The organism is Pseudoalteromonas sp. SD03, from assembly GCF_040937955.1.
In the GTDB taxonomy this organism is placed as follows: Bacteria; Pseudomonadota; Gammaproteobacteria; order Enterobacterales; family Alteromonadaceae; genus Pseudoalteromonas; species Pseudoalteromonas tetraodonis.
On the sequence record NZ_CP162515.1, the window covers coordinates 220,123 to 242,235 of the forward strand.

The following is a 22,113-nucleotide window of genomic DNA, read 5'->3' on the forward strand; positions in this document are numbered from 1 at the left end:
AAGATTTCTGACTGTAGTAGCTTGTTAGCTTTGCTGCCACTCCTTAACAACTTCATCCCAATCAGAATATCGCTCAACTGCATTCCCATTTTCATCTTTTCTTGTCCAAACATCCCAGAAATCAGGATCGTCTGAATGAGGTTGCTGCTCTTTTGTTAAACTCTTCATTTTAACCAAAACAGGAAGCTCAGATGCCCAGCCCATAAGTATCGCATGTTGAGATGGCAGAGAAGGCAACTCACGGAGTAGTCCACGTAAATTATCGGGCACCATTTTGTGTACTTGCTCTTGATCTCTGTCGTTACTAATCCTGTGCAGAAGAAAAGTATTACATTGAGATAAAACCGTAGGTGATAACTCAGAGGGCCGTTGCGAAGAAATTACCATGCCAAGACCGAACTTTCTTCCTTCACGTGCTATTTTTTCAAACACTTGGCAACATACAGCAGCGACATCCTGATTTTCAGAATCATCACGATAGCGTTTAATAAATGTATGCGCCTCTTCAGCCACAAGAACTGTTGGTAAAGTTTTATTATTTAGTCGTCTATAGCGTTGCAATGATTCAAATATAATTCTTGAAATTACAGCTGTAACTAGGTGGGTGATTTCGTTTGGCACTAAAGAAAGATCAATAATTGAGACACAACTATCATCATCACCATCCTTACCTATATAATTTTCTAGCCACTTAGCTAAGTCGACTTTCTGCTCTCCATCATTAGTTATAGGTTTCATTCTTGTATCAGAGAGCATGGTTCGTATTCGAGCTACCAAGTACTCAACATACTGTTCACTACCGTTTTCTTGCGCTAATGCTTCTAAATAGGCTACTAGGTTATTTCCTTCAAATGGTAATGGAATATCTTCACTCTTAGGCAATAAATCATGCTCATTGCCACCGAATTCCTGAAATGCTGAAGTCACTTTAACTATGATATTGTCAATTTCAGGTACAGTAGCCTGTAAAGTAGCGTATTGTGCGCTTCTGTCTTCTCTGTACTTACACATTACAGTTATGACTGGTGTTAATTTACTATCACCTAATTGATCTCTATAAGCCTCAAAACTTTCTATCCATTTAGCCATTGTCTCGTTAAAACCTTTCGCGGGTCCAAATCCACCAAATGGTCTACCTGAACTCTTATCATGTTTTAAAGTAACTAAGACATTACCTAGAAATCGTTTTATCTCAATACTTGAATCAGTTTCAAGTTTAAAGTCTTCATTTCGCATAGCTCTCAAAGCGCGCTTTAGTAATGGTAGCTGTGCTTTTGGGCTTGCCTGTGTGAAAGATGACCATTCAGCGCTGTTCCAAAACCAAGAAGGTACTTGTAGTTGGTTTTCATCTTGACCAGCTTCAACTTTAAATACTCGGCCTTTAAATTTTGTATCTGGCCCTAAAGCTCGAGTATATTCACCATTTGGATCAAGCACAATAAACCGAGCATTTGGTTTGGTTTCTGATTCCATAGCGGCTTCTAACGACCATTGAATAAGGCCAGCAACTGAACAAGATTTGCCACTACCAGTATTTCCGAGAACAGCAATATGGCGGCCAAATAAGCGATCAGGATCGACTGCAACATTAGCGTTATTCGCAAGTGGGCTTTGCCCGATTATAACTCTACGATTATTGCCAGATTCAACAATAGATCTAAGCTGTAAATCTGTTGGGAGTAAGATAGCAGAACCAATTGATGGAAATGATTCCGAACCTCGCTGAAATTTGAAAGAATCAATACCTTGCTTTGAAACTCGTTTTAAAGTTCCTACAGGATTTAGACTGATTTTTTTTTGTGGGAAAGGTAGATTCACTAAGCCATAATCTTGGATATCCCTTTGTTTAGGATATGGCGAACTTTCAACGGCTAACCACTCAATTTGTCCAACCAGATAACCATTATCACAAGATACTAAAACATAACTATTTACTCTTGGGAAGTTTCTTGGTGTTCCAGCATTTAAGGCAACAGAATCAGGTGAATCAATATCGAGTACAGCTCTAATTTCATTTGGTGATACAAAATCTACAGTACCAACTCTTAATTGTTCTCCTTGCTCAATTGGTAGCGAGCTCATTCTTCACCACCAATTGTGCTTTGAATTGCTGCTGGATATAAGCCTCTTGATTTCAAAAGCTCAGCCATTCTAATTGAAGTGCGATCTATTGCGGCTTTAGGTAGGTAGTAATCAACTAATGTTTTTAGGTCTCCAAAATGACTACCTAGTAATAAAGATATTTGAGCCTGACGCCCGCTATCATTTATAAAACTCATGATTCTTCCAAGTGGATCGCCATAGGCAATAATCACGATATGCGTTGAGGGTATTGTTAGCATATCAGTTAAAACTCGATTTATATGTTCATCACCAAAGCTATAGCCATAGGTGACAAGGGTACTATTTGGGCGGCATGTTGCTGAGGCTAAATCTCTAAACAATTCTACATAGGGGTATTCTGATGTTTCACGATCTTTGACTGAATTTGGATAGATCATCAACTGTTGGTGGTTAGCAGTACCAGAACCTTCGACTTGTAAAAATGGATCGACAGAAGCCGCTCCAAAAGGTAACCCAAAACGCCTTATAGCCCCCTCGTTTGCATACCAGTCTAATGAGCCGTGAAGTTTAGTAAAACGAGCTACACCTTCTAAATATCTTGGTTCTCCACGTATACCAGGTGGATTGTAATGATAATCCACCTCTAAACGAGATGATCTAAAAATTGGCGCAATACTACCGACAAATCGATCGACTAATCGAAGGCCGGCTATTTCGGCTCCGGTTTCTAAAATTCGATCATAATTTGTTGTAAATATATGTAACCTATCGCGCGTCGCAGTCCTACTTGAAAAGCTCATCAGAAAATTGACTAAATAGTTAAATGTCTCAGTTTTTAACTTTGGTTCAGCATCACGGATTGATTTTTCACCACTACTCACAGAATCTGAGAAAGATTTTAAACACCGCGATAATTCATTGTTTAGCTCTACTAATTCATTTTTAAAATTACGATATGGCGGGATACCTGGAGGTGCTGACGGCACAGGAATATTCTGTGCCGTTAGAATTTCTAACCCCTTAATCAATTCATTAATTGAACGAATCTGATCTTCAATATTTCCGTTTTCTCTTCCTGAGGCTTTCGCTGAGGTAGCTACATAACTATCAATTTCACCTTTACACACTTTGAGATCGGTAATCCAACCCATACCTTGCGGAAGAGCCCCCGTAGCAAACTCTTGAACTGCTGAACTAAGGCCTGCACCGACAAGTAAATTGAGGTGCTCTGATTGGAAGAGCGCAGTTAACCAAGGTTCAATTTTTGAGCGTAAAAAGTCTGGGGTAATTTCATCTTCTTTTTTTGCCCAAACACAGTCGCCAACAACTTTAAAAGCACCATTATCACCATGCGCATCCAACTGTACTGGAGATTGGTCATCGCCTAATTTTAGGTATTGAGTCAAGTTATATACATCCTTATAAAATGGTGATATCTAAATAAAAGCTAACATTTTAGTATTTATGCGACACACTAATTTATATAGTTTTAACAAATTACCTAAGGCATTACTATCACTAACTTTTCTAAAATTTTTAGGTAGAGTTAAATTAACCAATATGCGCGTGCAGCTCATTTTCATGAATATATGCACAAAAAGCAGCTTGACCAATCAATTAACTGCTATATTTAGCCAATCTCAATGACTGGTTATCGCTCAAGTAAGACCCTGAAAAGTAGCTCATATAGCTATCTAGGTTAACAACGCTATCAAAAAACAGAAGTATATTTCCGGTAACTACCTTTGAAGCCCTAGAAACGGAAGTTTACTTCCGAAATATGGCAATATAGGCTTAAAATCGGAAGTCTACTTCCGTTTTGTACTTTAAGATTATAAGCCGGTGTCTAGTGAAAGCTGGGAAATCCAAACTCGTTTCTGCCCCAAAACGAGTTTAGTCGAGCGTCGCAAATGAGCGAATTTGAGACACTGATTTTATGTTTGAGTTGTATCAATATATCTACAAAACGGACATTAAGCCTCTTATTTCCCCATGTTCAGTTAACTTAAATACTCTAATTTGTGATTTAAAATTGATTTTTCACAAAAAGAATCTGAAAACTTAGAGGGAAAGCTAGAGCTTTAACGAAATAGCTTTTAAATAAATTAAGTGTAAATTCAGCTAAACTTAAGTTTAAGGCGATATTCTGAATAATATTTACTCAAAGGCATGCATCATTGAAAGTTTTAATTATCGAAGATTCAGTTTCACTTAGGCGTAGTTTAAGAGTTGGACTATCCAATCTTGGTTTCACTGTTGATGACACTGGCGATGGCTCTGAAGGCTTAAGCATGGCTTTGTCTGGTGATTATTCTTTATTAATTCTTGATTTAATGTTGCCCTCTGTCGATGGTACTTCAATATTAAAGGCAATTCGTCAGGCAGGAAAAGATATCCGTGTATTAATTTTGTCTGCGAAAGACCTTACTGAAGATAAAGTTGACGGTTTGCTCAACGGTGCTGATGACTACCTTACTAAACCTTTTTCGTTTGACGAGCTACATGTTCGATTACTTTGTCTTATGCGCAGGGGAACATTGAATGTAAATGACAGCAGTGTCAACATTGGCTCAATATCATTAGATTTGCATTTAAAACAATTAAAATGTGGTGGTACGGATGCTCAACTTACACCCAATGAATACAAAGTGGTTGAATGTTTGTTTACCAATCAAGGAAAAGTAATTTCTCCTGAAAAGCTTAGCGAATATCTTGCCGGGCAGTATGATGCGATTGCAAAAAATTCTTTAGAGGCTCACCTTTCTTCAGCTCGAAAAAAAGTTAAAGCTTTGGGCTACGAGCTTCCAATCAAAACTAAGCGTGGCTTTGGCTACTTCGTTGAGAGTCATTAGTGAACTCAATTCATAAAAAGCTAAGTCGCTATTTATCCATTTCGATTTCATTACTGTTGATCTGTATCTTATTGGCAACTGATATCAGTGTCGATACATGGATTAGTGATGAATTTGACCGGGCTATGATTAACAAGGTTGGGTTACTTGAAACATTAGTTGAAGAAGATGAAGAAGGCATAGAATTTGATTTTGCTGGGGAATTTATGCCGGAATTTGAAGGTAAAGAGAACCCAGAATATTACCAGTTTTGGTATAAAAACGAGGTGTTTGAGAGATCAGACACGCTAGAGTTTTTTGAAATAAAGGATCTGCCAAAACTAGATGTGCAACTAGACAAGTTTATTTTTCAGAACATCACTCTTCCAGATGGACGAGCGGGAAAAATGTTATTCACTAAATTTATTCCTCAAGTTGATTCTGATGATAGAGAGCGATTAGGTATAACTAAAGAAGAGTTCGCAAAAAATCAGCATCCAATGGAATTTGCTTATGCTCTTAGCACTGAAGAATTAAACTACATTCTATGGTTTGTAGATATCATTTTTATAGTTACATCAATACTTGCCGTCTTTGCTGTGCGAAAAATTGTTACTATTGTTGTATTTAATAGTTTAAAACCATTAGATGAATTCAATCGTCAACTAAGAAAGGTAAGTTTAAATTCTGATAACCTTGAGATTTCTGTCGGCACGCTACCACAAGAACTTGTTCCCATTGCTAACGGTGTTAACCAATTCATCAAAGATAACCACAGCCTGTATTTGCGTGAACAAAGGCTAACCTCTGATATAGCCCACGAATTAAAAACACCAATTGCCGAACTAATAAGTTTGAGCGAAGTTGCCATAAAATTTCCTCATGAAAAACAAATAACAGATAACCTTGCCAGCGATGTTCATGAAATATCATCTCGATTAAAAAATATTGTTAATAGCATCATACTTTTGCAAAAATGTAGCAGTTCCAACGAATTAGCAACAAGCAAAATTAACTTAACCGAACTAATTGGAAATATTCTCGCTAGAGAAAATTCAGAAGACAGAGAGATTAAATTTCATCTCGATGTCCCTTTATTGATAGTTGAGACCAACAAATTTGCATTAGAAACTGTGTTATCAAATTTGATTAATAACGCAATTTTTTACAGTCCAACTAATACAGCAATAGAGATAGCAACGTCAAAAACTGATGACAACAACGCTTTGATCAAAGTATCAAATATATGCAATGAAGACTGTCAGGAAGATGATTTGAAATTGTTCTTTGATCCTTTATGGCAAAAAGACGAATCAAGAACATCGACAGAGCGATTTGGTTTAGGTTTAGCGATAGTAAAATCCTACTGTGAAAAAATTGGAGCAACTGTTGCAGTAACGTTAGTTGAGAGGAAAATAACATTTACTGTATCGCTGTAATGAAAAAGAATTTTTTTTCTTCTTTACTATTTCTTTACCTGTTTGCTTCAAGTATTACCTTTGCAACTGAAGTGGTCGTTGATGGCTCCCTGAATGATTCAGGTTGGCACAGCGCGAAGCGAAACACAGTTAATTACCAAGTTGTTCCACTAACGCTAACAAAGGTAGAGGATAACTTTTCTTATCAAGTGATAACTACAGACCACGGCATATACATAGGTGTTGTGGCAACGACTAAAGCACCATTAAGAGTAAGGACTCAAGAAAACGATACGCTTTTCACTAATGATCATATTCAACTAATGATAGATATGAATAATACCGAGCAAACAAGTTATGTATTTTCAGTTAATCATCAAGGATATTTTTATGATGGTATCTATAAGCAGAATAAAGAGTTAGATTTAGATTGGAGCAGTCTATGGAACTTCAAAACTAAAGTATTTACCGATTCGTGGAGCGCTGAAATTTATATCCCTTGGACTGCTATGTCTTTTGCCATTCAAGAGCAGAATGAATTCGGCCTTTCTATTACGCGTTTTGATGAATCCACTAATGCTACATATTCATCAATTCCGGCAAACGCTTCAATGAATAGCTTTTTGACAAACTTCAGCAAACGAAAAGTTGAAATCAACAATCAGTCGAGCCTAGATGTTTTTCCATACATTTCGGCCAATCGAGACATTGCAAACAACAAAAACTCTACTGATATAGGGGCGGAGCTTTTTTGGAAACCTACTAAAAGCCAACAATTAAGTGCCACAATAAACCCGGACTTTGGTCAGGTCGAATCAGATGAGTTAGTCGTTAATTTTTCAGCCATAGAAAGCTTTTTCTCGGAAAAACGACCTTTTTTCAATGATAATCAAAGTTTATTTGAAGTTTCCGGGCCAGAGTCTCTAAGAGTAGTACATACGCCAAGAATTGGCGGGGAGTCATATTATGATGAAGACTATTCAGGTGAGTTGGATTCTGCAATTAAATACACAATAAGTAGTGAACAATTAGATTTTGGGCTTTTATCTGCATTTGAAAGTGCCGATAGCGGGAAATCTGGTAGAGATTTTTGGTTGTTAAGAGGCCAGTACCGTTTAGGAGCTAACAAATTTGGCGCTTCACTTAATAGGGTTAATACGCCCAGCATTGAGCGAAATGCAATTATTATTGAGTCTGATTTCAATTATGCATACTCAGATAGTGCTGAGCTAAATTTCGGTATAATCAGATCTGATATAGAACAAGGACCTGAAACAACGAGCGATTTCGGTTGGTGGCTAACAGGAAGTACAGAGCCATCCGAGCAGCATAACCATGAGTTTAGTCTTTTTTACTATGGAGAAGATTTACAGTTAAATGACATCGGCTATGTTAAACGAGTCAATCGAAAGCAATTTGAGTATGAATATCAATATATAATTCCAGATTTAGATAGCTGGTCAATAAGAGATGTCACATTTGCTTTTGAGACGGAAATAAAAACGAACCACCAAAATGAACAACTACCTCGTATTGTCGGTGCAAGTGTTGAATTGGTGACAAATACTGAATTTGAATATCAACTTTCTATGGAATTAGGTTCGTCTGGGTATGATGATTTACTAACACGAGGGAATAATTCAGTATGGCTACCATCCTTTTATTTAGCCGAACTTGAACTGAATTCTCCAGAATATGACTGGGGAAGCATTGGAGTGGCGCTTGAGATAGGAACTGAGGGACTGTCTGGTAACTTTTACAACTCTGAAGTGAGCATTGAGCAGCAGATTAGCACTCAGTTACACCTTGGACTAACGATATCTCAATACAGCAGTGATAGTTGGCTTGAGTGGGATGAAGGTAATACCGTTGATGAGTTTAACTTCACTGAACAAGGCATTGAGTTAAATTTAGATTATCAAATTAGTGAAAGTCAGGAAGTACGCATCAAACTTGAGTCTGTTATCGGCAAAGCAAATCACTTAAATCAATACTTCGTTGACACACAGGGTGAGCTGATAGACTCTAAAAACCAAGATGATTTTTCTTTTTCTGAAAGTGCTTTCCAGCTTCGCTACAAATATTCTTTAAGTAAATTAACCGCATTTTACCTCAGCTATAGTTTTGGTGGGGAATTTGAAGACGATCTCGCGAAGTTTGGAAAAAGAAACCTTTATAAACAATCAATAAATGCAAAAGATGCTCATAATCTATTTGCGAAAATTCGACTTCATTTTTGATTAAGGCAACATTCAATCAATCTTATTTAAAGTTTCAGTTTCTACTTTAAGTTTAAATTTTTAGCATAAAACCACCAACATTGAGGTGATTTTATGCCAGTAAAACTAACAATTGGTCAACAGTATACTAAAGCCAGTTTTCCTTATTGGAAGCTTATAAGCTTTATATGTTTAATGAGTGCCATAATGGTAAGTATGGCAATGAATAAAGACGCCTATATCGCCAGCCAAAAAGATATCTTTTCTATCAGTAATAATGCTCTGCAAATACTACCCAGTGAAATTTGGCACAATATTACGTACTTGGGAGATGCTCTGATTTTAATTCCGCTGCTTTCCTTCATTTGCCTTATAAATACGAGAATGTGGGCAGCTATGTTCGGAGCTATGCCATTAGCTTTCTCACTTAGTCATTTAGGTAAAAATTTTTTTGCCATTCCAAGACCTGCTGCCGTTCTAGAACATCAGCAATTTACTATTATTGGTGAAACCCTGACTGCTTATACAAGTTTTCCATCGGGTCATACGATTACGATTTTTACAGCAATCTCTGCAATGGTATTTGTTCTTTTAAGAGAAGTTAAAATCAGCGAGCAAGGTAAAAGGTATTGGATATATATATCGCTAATGGTCGCAACAGTAGTCGCCATTTCTAGAGTAGCCGTGGGTGCTCATTGGCCCGCAGATTTAGCATTTGGAGCAATACTAGGCACTGTTTCAGGGTTAAGTGGCGAATATTTATCAAGACATTATTCAAAATGGTGGAACTGGACAAAAGTAAAGCCAACTCTTTTAGGGTATTTTATTCTTGGTTTTTGCTTCATCCTTTTTGTATTTACAATCAGTGAAAAACTTCCTGAACTAACTTTAATTTGGATAGCAATTTCGGTCAGCGCTATTGTTGGTACATACATCGCATTAAAATCAATATTACAAAATGAACACTAAAGCCCTTTCTAATATTTTAATTTTGAAGGCAAGCAGTTTCACTTTTTGGGTGAGCATTGTAATGACGTTTGCTTACAATTTGGTGCTGCTAGAGTATGTTAATCAAAACACCAATGTATGGAGCACTAGCGGACTTGGAATATTGCTATCAACTGTTGTTATAGTATTTATCTTTTCATACACCATATTTTCATTGCTAGCCCTGACTTCACCAAAAATTCTGAAGCTCTTTCTCGTAACAATTACGATAATAAATGCTTTCGCCATATATTACATGAGCAACTATCAAGTGGTGCTAGATAGAACCATGATGGGAAATATATTTAATACCCGCTATTCTGAATCTATTGAACTACTCTCTGTAAGCTTGATTTTCCCAACAATAGTATTGGGTTTAATTCCAGCTTGTTTTGTAGCCTTAATTCAAATTAAACAAGTTGATAGAGTAAAAATATTAAGTAACGCGTCAATTGCATTAATAGTCGCTTTTGCATTCTTGTATACGAACTCTACAAGTTGGCTTTGGATTGATAAGCATGCAAGTGTATTAGGCGGAAAGATTTTACCTTGGTCATACATAATAAATTCAGGTAGATATTACTCATCTATAAATAGAACAACTGACGGACAGAAAGCGTTGCCTGATGGCAATTTTCCGGATAACAATAAAACAGTCTTTGTATTGGTCATTGGTGAAACGGCTCGTGCTGCCAATTTCTCATTATACGGCTATTCCAAATTAACTAACCCAAAGCTCACTGAACAGTCTAATCTACTGGTGCTAAACAATACAAAATCCTGCACTACCTATACTACAGGCTCTCTAGCATGTATTTTAGCGCCTAGTGATCAATACTTAGACTATGAAGCACTGCCTACTTATTTAACTCGACATGGCGTTGATGTGCAGTGGCGAACCAATAACTGGGGTGAACCACCAATTAAAGTTACAAGTTATGTTGAGGCTAGTGAATTACGAGCTGACTGTGTGGGAGAAGGCTGTAAGTTAGATGAAGTGCTACTAACTAACTTAATCAATACAATTGAATCCTCTGATAAACAAAAAGTCTTTGTTGTTTTGCATACTAAAGGGAGTCATGGACCAAGCTACTATTCACGATACACAAAAGACTTTAACCAATTCACACCTGTTTGCAACGATGAAGAAATTAGCAAATGTAGCCCGGATGAGTTGATTAATGCCTACGACAATACCCTGCTGTATACCGATCATTTTTTGACGACACTTATAACGGAGTTACAAACATTAGCGAATACTTCATCAGCTATGATGTACATTTCTGATCATGGTGAGTCACTTGGTGAGCATGGACTTTACTTGCATGGCACACCATATTCATTTGCACCTGATTATCAAAAAGACATCCCTTTTTTATTTTGGGCATCTGATACTTTTTTAGATTCAAAAGATTTAAAGCTGGAAGATCTAACTCAAGCTGAAAGCTATAATCAGTTTAACGTCTTTCATACTGTTTTAGGTGTGTTTAGCTTTGAATCATCAATATATGATAGTACGCTTGATGTATTGCATAACTCTGGTGAACATTAAAAATTATGTTGCTCTACAACAGCGTTATTAAAATTATTATATTGGTAATGCTTTATTTTGCATTGCCATTAACTGCTGCCCCTCTTATTAATAATGGTTCTGAAGAAGCATCTGGATTGAATTTATATACCGCGAAATATAGTGTATTACGGGGCAAGAAAAAATATGGTCGAGCCACAAGAAAACTAAGTAAAAATAATACTTCTTATTCGTTATCATTCAATACTAGCGCATCAATTTTTTTCTATAGCATAGATACGAGTGAGATAAGTAATTTTCTATGGCAGGACAATAAAGTAGCGTTACTGAGCTATAAAGGAAAAGATTCGAGAACTTTTAAAAAAGATAAACATTTACAGTTAAATTTTGATCGTAATAACCAAACTTTAATAGCTAAAATGAATGGCGATATTAGTGAGCAAACCTTAAAAGATGACGTGTTAGACCCACTATTTGTGTTTGAAATGTTAAGGCTTGACGCACTGAAAAACGATGGGTTTTCTAATGTAAAACAATTGCATTACACCGTTTATGATACAAGTGGCTTCAAAGAATTTAACTTCCTGAATGGTGGACGAGTTACTATTGACACACCTCTTGGGGAACTTAATTGCATCAAGTTAAGCAGGATTAGAAAAAATAGTACTAGAAAGACGCATATTTGGCTGGCAATTGATTACGACTATATTCCTATTATGCTTTTACAAGAACACAAGGAAGAAGAAGTCGCAACACTACTTATAAGTTCTATTGAGAAACATTAAGAAGCAATATCGGCATAACCTTCCTACAAATAAAAGATAAAAACTACATTTCTAATTAACTTCTAAAACTAACTACCGTAATTCAATAATAGCAAAGCCTTTCTAAGCAAAAAATAGCAACACTTTGCCATTTATCAGTTTGAACTAAGCAAATCTTAAGTTAACAAAATTACCATAAAGCCATACTCATAAGAGGTGTCTTTATGAAAAAGCATTACATTCTTTCTAAGGTAAGTTAAGTGTACAAAATTATCAATTTTTTAAACCAAATTAAGCTCACAACTAATCAATTAGTGATTTATACCTGCGTATACATCACTTTAGTTTTGAATTTCCCATTTTTAAGTAAAATAACGACAGTGGTTACAGCCCTTGAATCTTACAATCTTTTTTTCTTACTGTCTGTCCCTGTTTTTTTATTGGCATTGTCTATTTTCGTTCAATGCTTTTTATCCTTTCGATGGATAACAAAACCACTACTCATCTTATTGGTTTTATTGTCGTCTGTTCTTTTTTATAGCACTGTGACATACGGTATAGTTTTTGATTATGGCATGATCCAAAATACAGTTGAAACGGATACGGCTGAAGCATTTTCTTATTTTAACTTCTCCGCAATATTGTTCTTTCTATTTTTTGGAGTAATACCTTCACTTCTTATTGCCAACGTTCAATTGACCTATAGTTCTTTTGTCGGGGAATTGCTCGCACGGATAAAATTACTTAGCGGCAGTGTCGGTGTAATATTTCTAATTGCAATAGTATTTTATTCAAACTATGCATCTGTTGGCCGAAATAATCGCGATTTAGTGGGCTATCTAACACCATATGCCTTGATTGATTCAACAGTAAAATATGTTCGAAAAAACTATTTGTATCCTCCGTTAAAATTCAGCCTGTTAGACACGTCTCCAACCATTAAAAATGATGATAGTAACAAAAGTATTACTGTTTTAGTGCTAGGTGAAACAGCAAGATCCCAAAATTTTTCTTTAAATGGTTATGAAAAGCAGACCAATAGCCTAACTAAAGACTTAGGCGTTGTTTCATTTAAAGATGTTACCTCCTGTGGAACAGCAACTGCGGTATCTGTACCTTGTATGTTTTCAAGGTTAAACAAAAACAACTACGAGAAAAGAGTGGCGGTAGCACAACAAAATGCCGTTGATTTAATTCACTTGGCAGGAGCTGAAGTGTATTGGATCAGCAATAATAATGGTAGCTGCAAAGGCGTTTGCTCAAGGGTAAAAACGGAGCAGATTTCTACTAATAGTAAAAATCCATTATGTGATGATGAGTACTGTTTCGATGAAGTTCTGGTTGACGAATTAAGAAAGAAACTTCATTCATTGAAAAGCGACAATACACTAATAGTACTTCATATGATCGGCTCTCATGGACCAACTTACTACCGACGCTACCCCAAAGATAAACGAGTATTTTCTCCTGACTGTCAACGTAGTGATATCCAAAATTGTAGTCAAGAGGAACTGGTTAATACCTACAACAACACTATTGCTTATACTGATTTAGTCTTGTCAGAAATCATCACAGAACTTGCAGCATTGAGCAATGAGAACAATATCAAAACATCAATGATTTATGTTTCTGATCACGGTGAATCTTTGGGCGAAAGTGGCGTGTATTTACATGGTTTACCTTACGCATTTGCACCAGAAGAACAAACAAAAGTGCCATTGATTTATTGGGGGGATAAATTACATCACAAAGCCAAGTTAGATTGTTTAAATAAAATTAGTGAACAGCCTATATCTCATGACAACGTATTCGATATTTTACTTGCTGAAATGCAAGTAAAGTCAAAAGTTTATCAACCTAAAAACAACCCTTTTAATCATTGTACTAATGGTGTTTCCGTAGCAAATGCAAAGTCACCAACAATTTCTCAAGGAGTAAACTAATCCGTGTTTGATAGTGAAAACAAGCCTAAAGGTTTTAATCGAGTTTATCTCGCAACATTAAATTCAACTAGAGCGTTCAAATGGCTCCTAAGGAATGAAGCCGCATTCAGACAAGAGTTACTGTTGCTCATATTGTCGATCCCCGTAACTTTCTTGTTCAATATTACACTGAAAGAGCAACTCATACTTATCATTGCGGTACTGTTCATTATGTTTACCGAGATAGTAAATACTGCAATAGAGGCAGTCGTTGACCGTATTGGTTTCGAAATACACCCACTGTCAGGTTTAGCGAAAGATTTAGGGTCTGCCGCAGTATTAGTGAGTATAGTGATTGCTATATGTATTTGGTTGGTAGTTCTTTTTTAATGACATACTCACATAGAGGAATTTTATATGAATAAACAATTTAACGATGCTCTGATAAAAGTACCTCAATTAACAATAGGGTTTTGGATAATAAAAATACTCGCGACTACGTTAGGTGAAACAGGTGGTGATGCTGTTTCAATGTCAATGAATTTGGGCTATTTAGTTGGAACTGTAATCTTTATGTCCTTTTTTATTGCTGCTGTTATTATGCAAGTAAAATCTACAAAATTTAGCCCGTTTATTTATTGGATCACTATTATTGCATCAACGACAGTGGGGACAACACTTGCTGATTTTGCCGATAGATCGTTGGGAATTGGGTATTTAGGAGGTTCAACTCTATTAGCTACTCTCTTAATTATTACATTAGCTATTTGGTATAGAACAATTGGAAGTATCAGTGTTTCTTCTATTGACAACCCTAAAGCTGAATCGTTTTACTGGTTAACCATTATGTTTTCTCAAACACTTGGGACTGCACTGGGAGACTGGACTGCTGATACTGCTGGATTGGGTTATATTGGAGCTGCATATATTTTCAGTACAGGCTTAGGAATTGTATTAACCCTATATATGTTCACTAAAGTATCTAGAACAATGTTATTTTGGCTTGCATTTGTTTTGACTCGTCCCTTAGGCGCGGTTGTTGGTGACTTTTTAGACAAGCCTGTTGCGCACGGTGGTTTGGAATTGAGTAGATATTCAGCTACCGCGACACTACTGTTTGTAATAGTAGTTTTGATCATACTTCTACCTCAACGACCTGCTTTAAAACAACATTAATGTCTAATTATCAGTTTTAATTAAGCAATTCTTAAGTTTAACCTAATACAGTAAACATCGTGTTATTCACTAAAAAGAATTGCGATGTTTACTTCTATCTACAGCTTTATCAGACCATTCCTACTATTCTCTGTTTCTGTCATGCTATTCCTAACCTTAGTACGAACAGGGTTGGCTATCTGGCAATTAGATAGATTTAATGACTTAAATAGTATATGGAGCCTAATCACAAATGGCTTTCGTATAGACTTAAGTAGCGTAGGTTACTTATGCGCCATCCCGGCGTTATTGCACCCTTGGGTGTCAAAAACTAGATTTCAAGAATATTGGTCATTGGTTTTGCGAATTTGGTTTTTGATCTGCTTTATGGGCATATTGTTTTTTGAATTAGCAACGCCCGCATTTATCAATGAATACGGCTTTAGACCAAACAGGCTATTTATTGAATATCTAGCTTATCCTGATGAAGTGTCTAAAATGCTGGTGAATGGTCATTTGATAACAATATTGATAGTGTTTGCTCTATTGCTATTTCCTGTTAAAAAAATATGGCAGTTTACTGATCACGTAGTCTCTAACAAAGTAAAAGAAGATAACGCAGCAATCGGAAGTAGGCTGGTTTCTTGTTTGATGCTTTTTGTAATAATTGCTTTATCTGCACGAGGGACATTAGGCCACAGACCAATCAATCCTGCCTTAGTGTACTTTTCCACTGACCCACTAGTTAATTCACTTACATTAAATTCGACCTACAGTGTTGCTTATGCGCTTAATCAATTCGGTGATGAAAAAAATGCAGCTAAGTTGTATGGCAAGATGGAAGATGATCGAGTTATTGAGCTAGTTCGTCAGGAGTCAAAACAACCTTTAGACAGCTTCAAAAACGATAACTTACCCACTTTAAGTAAGCGCTCTCCGAGCTTTAAGGGGCAACCAAAAAACTTGGTAATTATCCTTGAAGAAAGCTTAGGTGCCCAATATGTATCATCTCTTGGTGGAATCCCGCTGACACCTGAAATTGATAAATTAAATCAAGAAGGTTGGGCATTTAAACGATTATACGCAACAGGCACTCGCTCCGTTAGAGGTATTGAAGCGGTTATAACTGGCTTTACTCCAACTCCCTCTAGGGCAGTAGTTAAGTTAGACAAATCGCAAAAGGACTTCTTTACTATTGCATCTCTGCTAAAAGAAAATGGTTATGAGACTCAATTTATTTATGGTGGAGAAAGTCATTTCGACAACATGAAAAGCTTCTTTCTAGGAAACGGTTTTACAGACATTGTTGACTTTAATGATATTGAAAACCCACAATTTGTAGCGTCTTGGGGGGCAAGCGATGGTGATTTGTTTAATCAAGCTGATATTGAGTTAACTAAGCTTCATAACGAAGGAAAACCATTTTTTAGCTTCATATTTACGTCAAGTAACCATGATCCATTTGAAATTCCTGACGGTATTGTTACCTCTATCCAGTATAGCGATAAACAATTGACGAAGTATGATGACAAAGAATTACTGCGCCATAAAGCCATACAATATGCAGATTATGCCTTAGGACAATTTATTGCAAAAGCAAAGATGCAAGCCTATTGGGAAAACACAATATTCCTCGTTGTTGCCGACCATGATGCAAGAGCAATGGGTAAAGATCTTGTTCCTATTAACAATTTCCATATTCCGGGTGTGATCCTAAACTCAGGTAAAGAACCCACTTTAGATCAACGAATAGTCAGTCAAATCGATTTAGCACCAACTCTTTTGTCATTAATGGGTATAGAGAATATTTCACCAATGTTAGGTCAAGACCTAACAGTTCCAACGGCTTCTAATAGAGCTATGATGCAGTATGCAGAGAATTTTGCTTATATGGTTAATGATGAAGTAACCATCCTTCAGCCAAGTAAAGCACCTTTGAACTTTCAATATAATTATGAACTCAACACACTATCACCAATAGATGTTAATCATGATACTTCAGAAATTGCATTGGCCCATGTATTGTGGGGAAGTTTGGCGTATAAAAACTATTGGTATTCTCAGCAGGGAAAATAATACTCAACGATAAGTTTAATCAAAAATGAGATGGTGAACATCTGTAGTCGCAATTAGTTTTAAGATGTAATATTGCAGTCGAAAGACCGAAAATGGCACAGAGCCGTCCGTTGGCTCTAACTCATTTCTGTCCAAAAATGCGCTAAAGTGGCCGTCGGCTTCTCGTTCAAAGCCCAACTTCCATACTAATCCATAGAAAATCAGAGCCCTTCTTCAGATCTCTTATAGTTTACTCAAAAAAGTCCACCTTTACGTTAATGACATAAATAGATTTTGAGGCCAGTCTTTATTTAATAATATTCCACACAATAGTTTTCATAAAATAGTAATATCTCATTAAAGGTGAAATCTCGATAATTCATTGTTTTGCTGAAGTAAAAACGATATTAGCTTAGTTAAGCTCTCATTTAACATTTAAATTTCTTGGTAAGCTTTGCAAGCTGAATTATACTGTATAAATAAACAGTATAGAGGTGCGTATGTTTGTTATTCCAATTTTTATAGAGGCCGGTATTACAGGATTTGAGTCTCCCGCAGCAGAGTACACAGAGCTTGGGATTTCGCTCGATGAACTCATAATAAAGCACCCTAATGCGACATTTATTGGTTTAGCATCGGGTGAATCAATGCAAGATGTAGGGATTTTCGATGGTGACTTACTTGTTGTAGATAGAGCTGAAAATGTGAGTACTGGCGATGTAATAGTTGCGAGTTACAACGGGACTTTTGTGTGTAAAATAATAGATAAAACAAACCGTTTACTCATTTCTGCTTCTAAAAACTATCAGTCTGTTTATATCTCTGAAGGTGATGATTTTAAATTAGAAGGTGTTGTCACATCGAGCATTCGTCTTCATAAGAATAAAGCCGAGCTGAGTCGATGTTTGCCCTCGTAGATGCTGTTGCTTTTTATGCGAGTGCAGAAAAGGTCTTTGACCCCTCTATTCGCTTTAAACCAGTTGTGGTTCTAACAAATAACGATGGGTGTATTTGCGCCATATGCCCTATTGCCAGAAAGCTGAACATTCCTAAATTCCAGCCTTACTTCAAAGTTAAAAACTACCTAGAGCAACATAATGTAGTTGTTCGCTCATCAAACTATGAGCTGTATGCTGATTTGAGCGAGAGAATGATGACGGTCATAAACCGCTTTTGTGATGACCACTATGTATATAGTATCGATGAGTCTTTTCTTCGCTTTACTGGCTTCACTAAAATCATTGATGACTGGGCCGACTATGGACAAACAATACGCCGTGCTGTTTGGCGTGAAACCGGTCTACCGGTTGGTGTAGGGTTTGGTACGACGCCTACGCTAGCTAAAGCCGCCAACCATGCAGCTAAAAAACTGTCCGGCTATAACGGTGTTGCTGTTATCAACGATGAACATTCTCGCCAAGCAATATTGATGCGAATGGATGTCACTGATGTATGGGGCATAGGCTCCCGTCTAGGAAAAAAGCTTAAGTTCATGGGGATTAACACGGCATGGGAGCTCGCTTGCCAAAACCCAAAAGCCATGAGAAGAATGTTCAGTGTTGTCGTTGAGCGAACAGTCAGCGAATTAAACGGTATTGCGTGTTTAAGTTGGGATGAAGTAAAGCAGAATAAAAAAGAGATATACTCTACAAGAAGCTTTGGTGAAAGAGTCTGTGATATAACAACATTAAAATCAGCTCTCGTTACGCATGCTGCCATTGTTGGCCGCAAACTGAGGAAACAGCAGTCTTTAGCAAAACGTATCGTTATATTTGCTGCCAGCTCACCTCACGAAGAATTTTATTATAAAAAATCACTTCTTTACGACTTTCCCATACCGACATCGGATACCAGCGTTATGGCTAAAGCCGTTTCGGATGTCATAAATGATATTTTTAAAGTAAATACGCGCTTTTATCGCTGCGGTATTGGTGCAATAGAATTAGAGAGTGAGTTATTCCAACAGGCTGACATGTTTTCTGTCAGCGAAGATAAACCAAGGATGATGGAATGCTTAGATGCTATAAATAAACGTTATGGCGTGGGCACTTTATCACTCGGCAGTGAAAAGCTTACACAAACATGGAATATGAAGCGTGCTTTCTTATCACCTCACTACACAACACGTTGGTCAGACATCCCTATTATAAAGTGCAATTAAATCGGTTATTGTATATTTATCAACCCTAGTTTTAGACAGTGACGTTATTGGTTAAAAAAATCAGGTATAAGGAATTTAAATGAAAGCGCTAATATTAATACTAACTTTGATGGCCTCCAGTAGTGCCTCAGCTCACAGTGGTCGAACGAATTCAGAGGGTTGCCATAACGATAAAAAGCGAAACGAGTATCACTGCCATAGCGGTAAAAGCAAACCAACATCCAGTACGCCAAATATAAATAAACCAGTGCCACAAGGCTTTGGGGTTGGCTCGCTTAATTATAATAGAAAAGATTGGCCACACTGGGTTGATGCCGATAATGACTGCCAGGATGCAAGGGCTGAAATACTCATTAGAGATTCAAAGTCACCAGTTAAATTTAAACGAAATAAGCCCTGCAACGTTTCTTGGGGTGAATGGATAGACCCATACACTGCTCAAACATTTTATAAAGCCTCAGATATCGACATAGACCACATTGTCCCCTTAGCTCATGCTCATGAGATGGGTGGCAAATACTGGACTCGAGAGCAAAGAAGATCGTTTGCCAACGACTTTGAAAATCTCTTAGCTGTGGAAGATAACGCCAACCAATCTAAAGGCGCTCAGCCGCCACATGAGTGGATGCCCCGAAATAAGCACTTTCATTGTAAGTACGTAAAAAAATGGAGACACATAAAAATTAAATATGGACTCCAAGAAAACCTTATAGAAAAAACATTTATAAACAATTTAATTAGTTCAAATGGTTGCAACTAGCAGCAGATGACCAACAAGGAGACGCCTCTAATTTGGGTCCCAAATTAACCAAGCCACTACAATACTGTTATTTGGCTGGAATATGGAAAATAATAGCCTAAGTATTTACTAGAAAAAGTCGAGAAACTGTTTACTGTAGTGGTCAATAAGATTTTAAGTTTCAAGGAAGCTTTTGTGAGAGATAAAGAGAAAATTGCGGTATTTATTGATGCAGATAACGCACCTGCTCAAAAGATAGATAAAGTGCTATCCGAGTTGGCGCGATATGGTGTAGTCAACATTCGTAAAGCATATGGAAATTGGAAAAATCAAAACCTGAAACCGTGGGAAGACGTGCTTCATGAATTTGCAATACAGCCGATGCAACAGTTCGATCTTACCAAAGGCAAGAATGCCACAGATATGGCATTAGTAATTGATGTTATGGATGTGCTGTATACTAAAGACATTGATGTTATTTGCCTGGTGTCGTCCGATTGTGATTTTACTCCCTTGGTAACTCGTTCTTTGGCTGATGGTAAATTTGTGATTGGTTTTGGTGAACGTAAAGCACCACTAGCTTTCGTTAATAGTTGTTCACTATTCCTCTATCTTGACGAAGATAGCGAAAAAGACCCTCCTATACAAAAACAAAAAAAGAACATAAAAAGTGACACCAAGTTAATTAATTTGCTTAGGCAAGCAATTGAGGCTGTCGAAGAAGACGATGGCTGGGCCATGTTAGGACCAATCGGTACACATATTTCAAATCACGCATCCTTTGACCAGCGTAATTATGGCTTTAAGAAGTTGAGTGATTTATTTCAAGCTATAGATTTGTTTGAGATGAAAAAAACAAATGGCTCAGTTTTATGGATTAGGGATAAAAAGAAAGCAAAACAACTTAACAAATCAAGGTAAGGCGCTTTATTAATATCCGCTTATGGCACTTAGCCGAACTTCGGCAAAGAGCGAGAAGCAGACGGTCAGATAAACTCTTTTTTGGACAAATATGAGTTTGGACGAATGCGTGCTTTTTGCGTCCTTTGTTGAAGCGTTTGTTAGGTATTCTCTGCTTTGAGCTTTTCTATTTCCCTTGAAATAACCTCTTCTGTTAAACCATGCTGTTGCCAGATGTGTAAGTAGACACCTTCTATAAATTGGTCCCATTTATTGAATAGCTTTATCAATTCAGTTAATTTTTTAATCATTTTCATACGTCCTGACTCAGTATGAAATTGACCCATCGAATCAAAAAAATAATCATGAGCCAACCAATTTCTTTTATTTAAGGCTTGTTTCAATTCCGCTAACATCTCATCAGAGGTACTAAGCTCTTTTTTTACCATCCCCAACAAGCGACCAAATGTTTTTTTATTTACGTCGTCAAAAAGAGCATCCCATTCTTCTTGAGTCACTATATTTTTATTAGTGAGAGAGTATGTAAAAGCTAAATTCACCAAAGCTTTTTCTAAACATTGCGCCGAAAATGAAGCCAAACCAAAAAAAGCATAAACTTCTTTTTCATCGAATGATTCTGGTTCTGGAATTTCTTTAGGTTTAATTTTGATATAAATGTTGTCCCGCTTGCGCTGTTTGTTAGGCATAACTAGTGTGATTCTCCATACGGTGAAACATAGTCTGCATCAATGCCCTCATCCCCAATACCAGTACGAGCAACTTCAATATCCAGTTTTTCGCAGACAATTCTAAGGGCGTCAAAGAGTGGTTGAGACATTCTATGCCCAGCAATAACCTTCTTGATTGGTTTTTTTAGTTTATAAAAACTATCCGTTGTAAGGATCCGTATTTCTTTTTCATACGACCAAGCGTCATATTTAGAAGATAGGACAGCCCTTGCTACAGAAGAAGGATCTGCACTATTTGATTCGTTAACGCCAGCAAATACACCTCTGTAAGTAATATCTACTACTTCATCCTCTGTAGCATCGATTTCAAACTCGATAGCCACTCCTGAAAAACCACTGGCGTAGTGAGCCCAAAGCAAGTGATCATCAAAAGTTTTGGATAGTGAACAAACACGGAGAGGCTTTTTGGCTTGTTCGACTTTTTTCATAAAATTGGCGACTGACTCCTGATTTTTACCGCTATGAGAGTAAACGAATACACCTTCTACCGGATCATTCAATGTATGCCACTCAGCACAATAAATTCGCTTGTTAAATAAGATATCAAAGACAAAGTCCATCTGCTCTGGACCCCTGAACTTATAAACTTTCAATTAATTGTCCTTTTCGTGAGTGCTC

At 36.9% G+C, this 22,113-nt stretch carries 18 protein-coding genes; 14 read left to right on the plus strand and 4 right to left on the minus strand.

The genetic code is table 11. From position 1 onward, the window contains the following. Positions 1–24: 24 nt before the first annotated feature. Complete coding sequence (locus ABZP26_RS17455) at positions 25–2,082, minus strand: ATP-binding protein (RefSeq protein WP_368485807.1); 2,058 nt, start codon at positions 2,080–2,082, stop codon at positions 25–27. Then, positions 2,079–3,470: an SIR2 family protein gene (locus ABZP26_RS17460; RefSeq protein WP_368485808.1), complete on the minus strand. Its 1,392-nt coding sequence runs from the start codon at positions 3,468–3,470 to the stop codon at positions 2,079–2,081. The genes ABZP26_RS17455 and ABZP26_RS17460 overlap by 4 nt, the downstream gene beginning before the upstream one ends. 771 nt (positions 3,471–4,241) lie before the next feature. On the opposite strand from ABZP26_RS17460, the gene ABZP26_RS17465 reads away from it, so the two are divergent. From ABZP26_RS17465 to ABZP26_RS17530, 14 genes are all read left to right on the plus strand, one after another. Then, a complete protein-coding gene (locus tag ABZP26_RS17465) occupies positions 4,242–4,916 on the plus strand; it encodes a response regulator transcription factor (protein WP_010558022.1) in 675 nt (224 codons plus the stop codon). Continuing rightward, positions 4,916–6,334 (plus strand): HAMP domain-containing sensor histidine kinase, encoded by a 1,419-nt coding sequence (locus tag ABZP26_RS17470; protein WP_010558021.1) that lies wholly within the window; start codon positions 4,916–4,918, stop codon positions 6,332–6,334. Before ABZP26_RS17465 ends, ABZP26_RS17470 begins: the two co-directional genes overlap by 1 nt. Then, positions 6,334–8,553 carry a DUF5916 domain-containing protein gene (locus tag ABZP26_RS17475; RefSeq protein WP_368485809.1) on the plus strand — a complete coding sequence of 740 codons (2,220 nt, stop codon included), beginning with the start codon at positions 6,334–6,336 and terminating at the stop codon, positions 8,551–8,553. Before ABZP26_RS17470 ends, ABZP26_RS17475 begins: the two co-directional genes overlap by 1 nt. Positions 8,554–8,646: 93 nt before the next feature. Further along, a complete protein-coding gene (locus ABZP26_RS17480; protein ID WP_368485810.1) occupies positions 8,647–9,501 on the plus strand; it encodes a phosphatase PAP2 family protein in 855 nt (284 codons plus the stop codon). Further along, entirely contained in the window at positions 9,491–11,071 is a 1,581-nt protein-coding gene (gene eptA / locus ABZP26_RS17485; protein ID WP_368485811.1) for a phosphoethanolamine--lipid A transferase EptA, read from the plus strand. Before ABZP26_RS17480 ends, eptA begins: the two co-directional genes overlap by 11 nt. Positions 11,072–11,076: 5 nt before the next feature. Continuing rightward, entirely contained in the window at positions 11,077–11,835 is a 759-nt protein-coding gene (locus tag ABZP26_RS17490) for a DUF3108 domain-containing protein (RefSeq protein ID WP_368485812.1), read from the plus strand. 239 nt (positions 11,836–12,074) lie between these two features. Next, positions 12,075–13,757, plus strand: a complete 1,683-nt coding sequence (locus ABZP26_RS17495; RefSeq protein WP_016899341.1) for a phosphoethanolamine transferase — start codon at positions 12,075–12,077, stop codon at positions 13,755–13,757. A gap of 3 nt (positions 13,758–13,760) precedes the next feature. Beyond that, positions 13,761–14,126: a diacylglycerol kinase gene (locus ABZP26_RS17500; RefSeq protein ID WP_010558014.1), complete on the plus strand. Its 366-nt coding sequence runs from the start codon at positions 13,761–13,763 to the stop codon at positions 14,124–14,126. Positions 14,127–14,153: 27 nt separating this feature from the next. Continuing rightward, positions 14,154–14,912, plus strand: coding sequence for a membrane protein (locus ABZP26_RS17505; RefSeq protein WP_010558013.1), 759 nt, complete (start codon positions 14,154–14,156; stop codon positions 14,910–14,912). Positions 14,913–14,996: 84 nt separating this feature from the next. After that, positions 14,997–16,967 carry an LTA synthase family protein gene (locus tag ABZP26_RS17510; RefSeq protein WP_010558012.1) on the plus strand — a complete coding sequence of 657 codons (1,971 nt, stop codon included), beginning with the start codon at positions 14,997–14,999 and terminating at the stop codon, positions 16,965–16,967. Positions 16,968–17,446: 479 nt separating this feature from the next. Then, a complete protein-coding gene (locus tag ABZP26_RS17515; RefSeq protein WP_368485813.1) occupies positions 17,447–17,863 on the plus strand; it encodes a LexA family protein in 417 nt (138 codons plus the stop codon). Further along, positions 17,848–19,107 (plus strand): Y-family DNA polymerase, encoded by a 1,260-nt coding sequence (locus tag ABZP26_RS17520; protein WP_368485814.1) that lies wholly within the window; start codon positions 17,848–17,850, stop codon positions 19,105–19,107. Before ABZP26_RS17515 ends, ABZP26_RS17520 begins: the two co-directional genes overlap by 16 nt. 79 nt (positions 19,108–19,186) lie before the next feature. Continuing rightward, on the plus strand, positions 19,187–19,867 hold the full coding sequence (locus tag ABZP26_RS17525) for a DUF1524 domain-containing protein (RefSeq protein WP_368485815.1): 681 nt from the start codon (positions 19,187–19,189) through the stop codon (positions 19,865–19,867). Positions 19,868–20,041: 174 nt separating this feature from the next. Continuing rightward, the gene (locus tag ABZP26_RS17530) at positions 20,042–20,767 is read left to right on the plus strand and encodes an NYN domain-containing protein (protein ID WP_010555486.1); all 726 of its coding nucleotides are present in this window, start codon (positions 20,042–20,044) and stop codon (positions 20,765–20,767) included. Between the two features lie 140 nt (positions 20,768–20,907). Here ABZP26_RS17530 and ABZP26_RS17535 read toward each other — a convergent pair whose 3' ends face one another. Together ABZP26_RS17535 and ABZP26_RS17540 are read right to left on the minus strand one after the other, a co-directional pair. After that, positions 20,908–21,453: a hypothetical protein gene (locus ABZP26_RS17535; protein ID WP_368485816.1), complete on the minus strand. Its 546-nt coding sequence runs from the start codon at positions 21,451–21,453 to the stop codon at positions 20,908–20,910. 2 nt (positions 21,454–21,455) lie between these two features. After that, on the minus strand, positions 21,456–22,088 hold the full coding sequence (locus tag ABZP26_RS17540) for a DUF2971 domain-containing protein (RefSeq protein ID WP_368485817.1): 633 nt from the start codon (positions 22,086–22,088) through the stop codon (positions 21,456–21,458). Between the last annotated feature and the right edge of the window lie 25 nt (positions 22,089–22,113).

What these genes read in the sequence shown, in the direction of transcription:
- ABZP26_RS17455 (WP_368485807.1), bottom strand. Translation starts at nt 2,082, where the DNA reads ATGAGCTCGCTACCAATTGAGCAAGGAGAACAATTAAGAGTTGGTACT.
- ABZP26_RS17475 (WP_368485809.1), top strand. Translation starts at nt 6,334, where the DNA reads ATGAAAAAGAATTTTTTTTCTTCTTTACTATTTCTTTACCTGTTTGCT.
- ABZP26_RS17480 (WP_368485810.1), top strand. Translation starts at nt 8,647, where the DNA reads ATGCCAGTAAAACTAACAATTGGTCAACAGTATACTAAAGCCAGTTTT.
- eptA (WP_368485811.1), top strand. Translation starts at nt 9,491, where the DNA reads ATGAACACTAAAGCCCTTTCTAATATTTTAATTTTGAAGGCAAGCAGT.
- ABZP26_RS17490 (WP_368485812.1), top strand. Translation starts at nt 11,077, where the DNA reads ATGTTGCTCTACAACAGCGTTATTAAAATTATTATATTGGTAATGCTT.
- ABZP26_RS17505 (WP_010558013.1), top strand. Translation starts at nt 14,154, where the DNA reads ATGAATAAACAATTTAACGATGCTCTGATAAAAGTACCTCAATTAACA.
- ABZP26_RS17510 (WP_010558012.1), top strand. Translation starts at nt 14,997, where the DNA reads ATGTTTACTTCTATCTACAGCTTTATCAGACCATTCCTACTATTCTCT.
- ABZP26_RS17515 (WP_368485813.1), top strand. Translation starts at nt 17,447, where the DNA reads ATGTTTGTTATTCCAATTTTTATAGAGGCCGGTATTACAGGATTTGAG.
- ABZP26_RS17520 (WP_368485814.1), top strand. Translation starts at nt 17,848, where the DNA reads ATGTTTGCCCTCGTAGATGCTGTTGCTTTTTATGCGAGTGCAGAAAAG.
- ABZP26_RS17525 (WP_368485815.1), top strand. Translation starts at nt 19,187, where the DNA reads ATGAAAGCGCTAATATTAATACTAACTTTGATGGCCTCCAGTAGTGCC.
- ABZP26_RS17535 (WP_368485816.1), bottom strand. Translation starts at nt 21,453, where the DNA reads ATGCCTAACAAACAGCGCAAGCGGGACAACATTTATATCAAAATTAAA.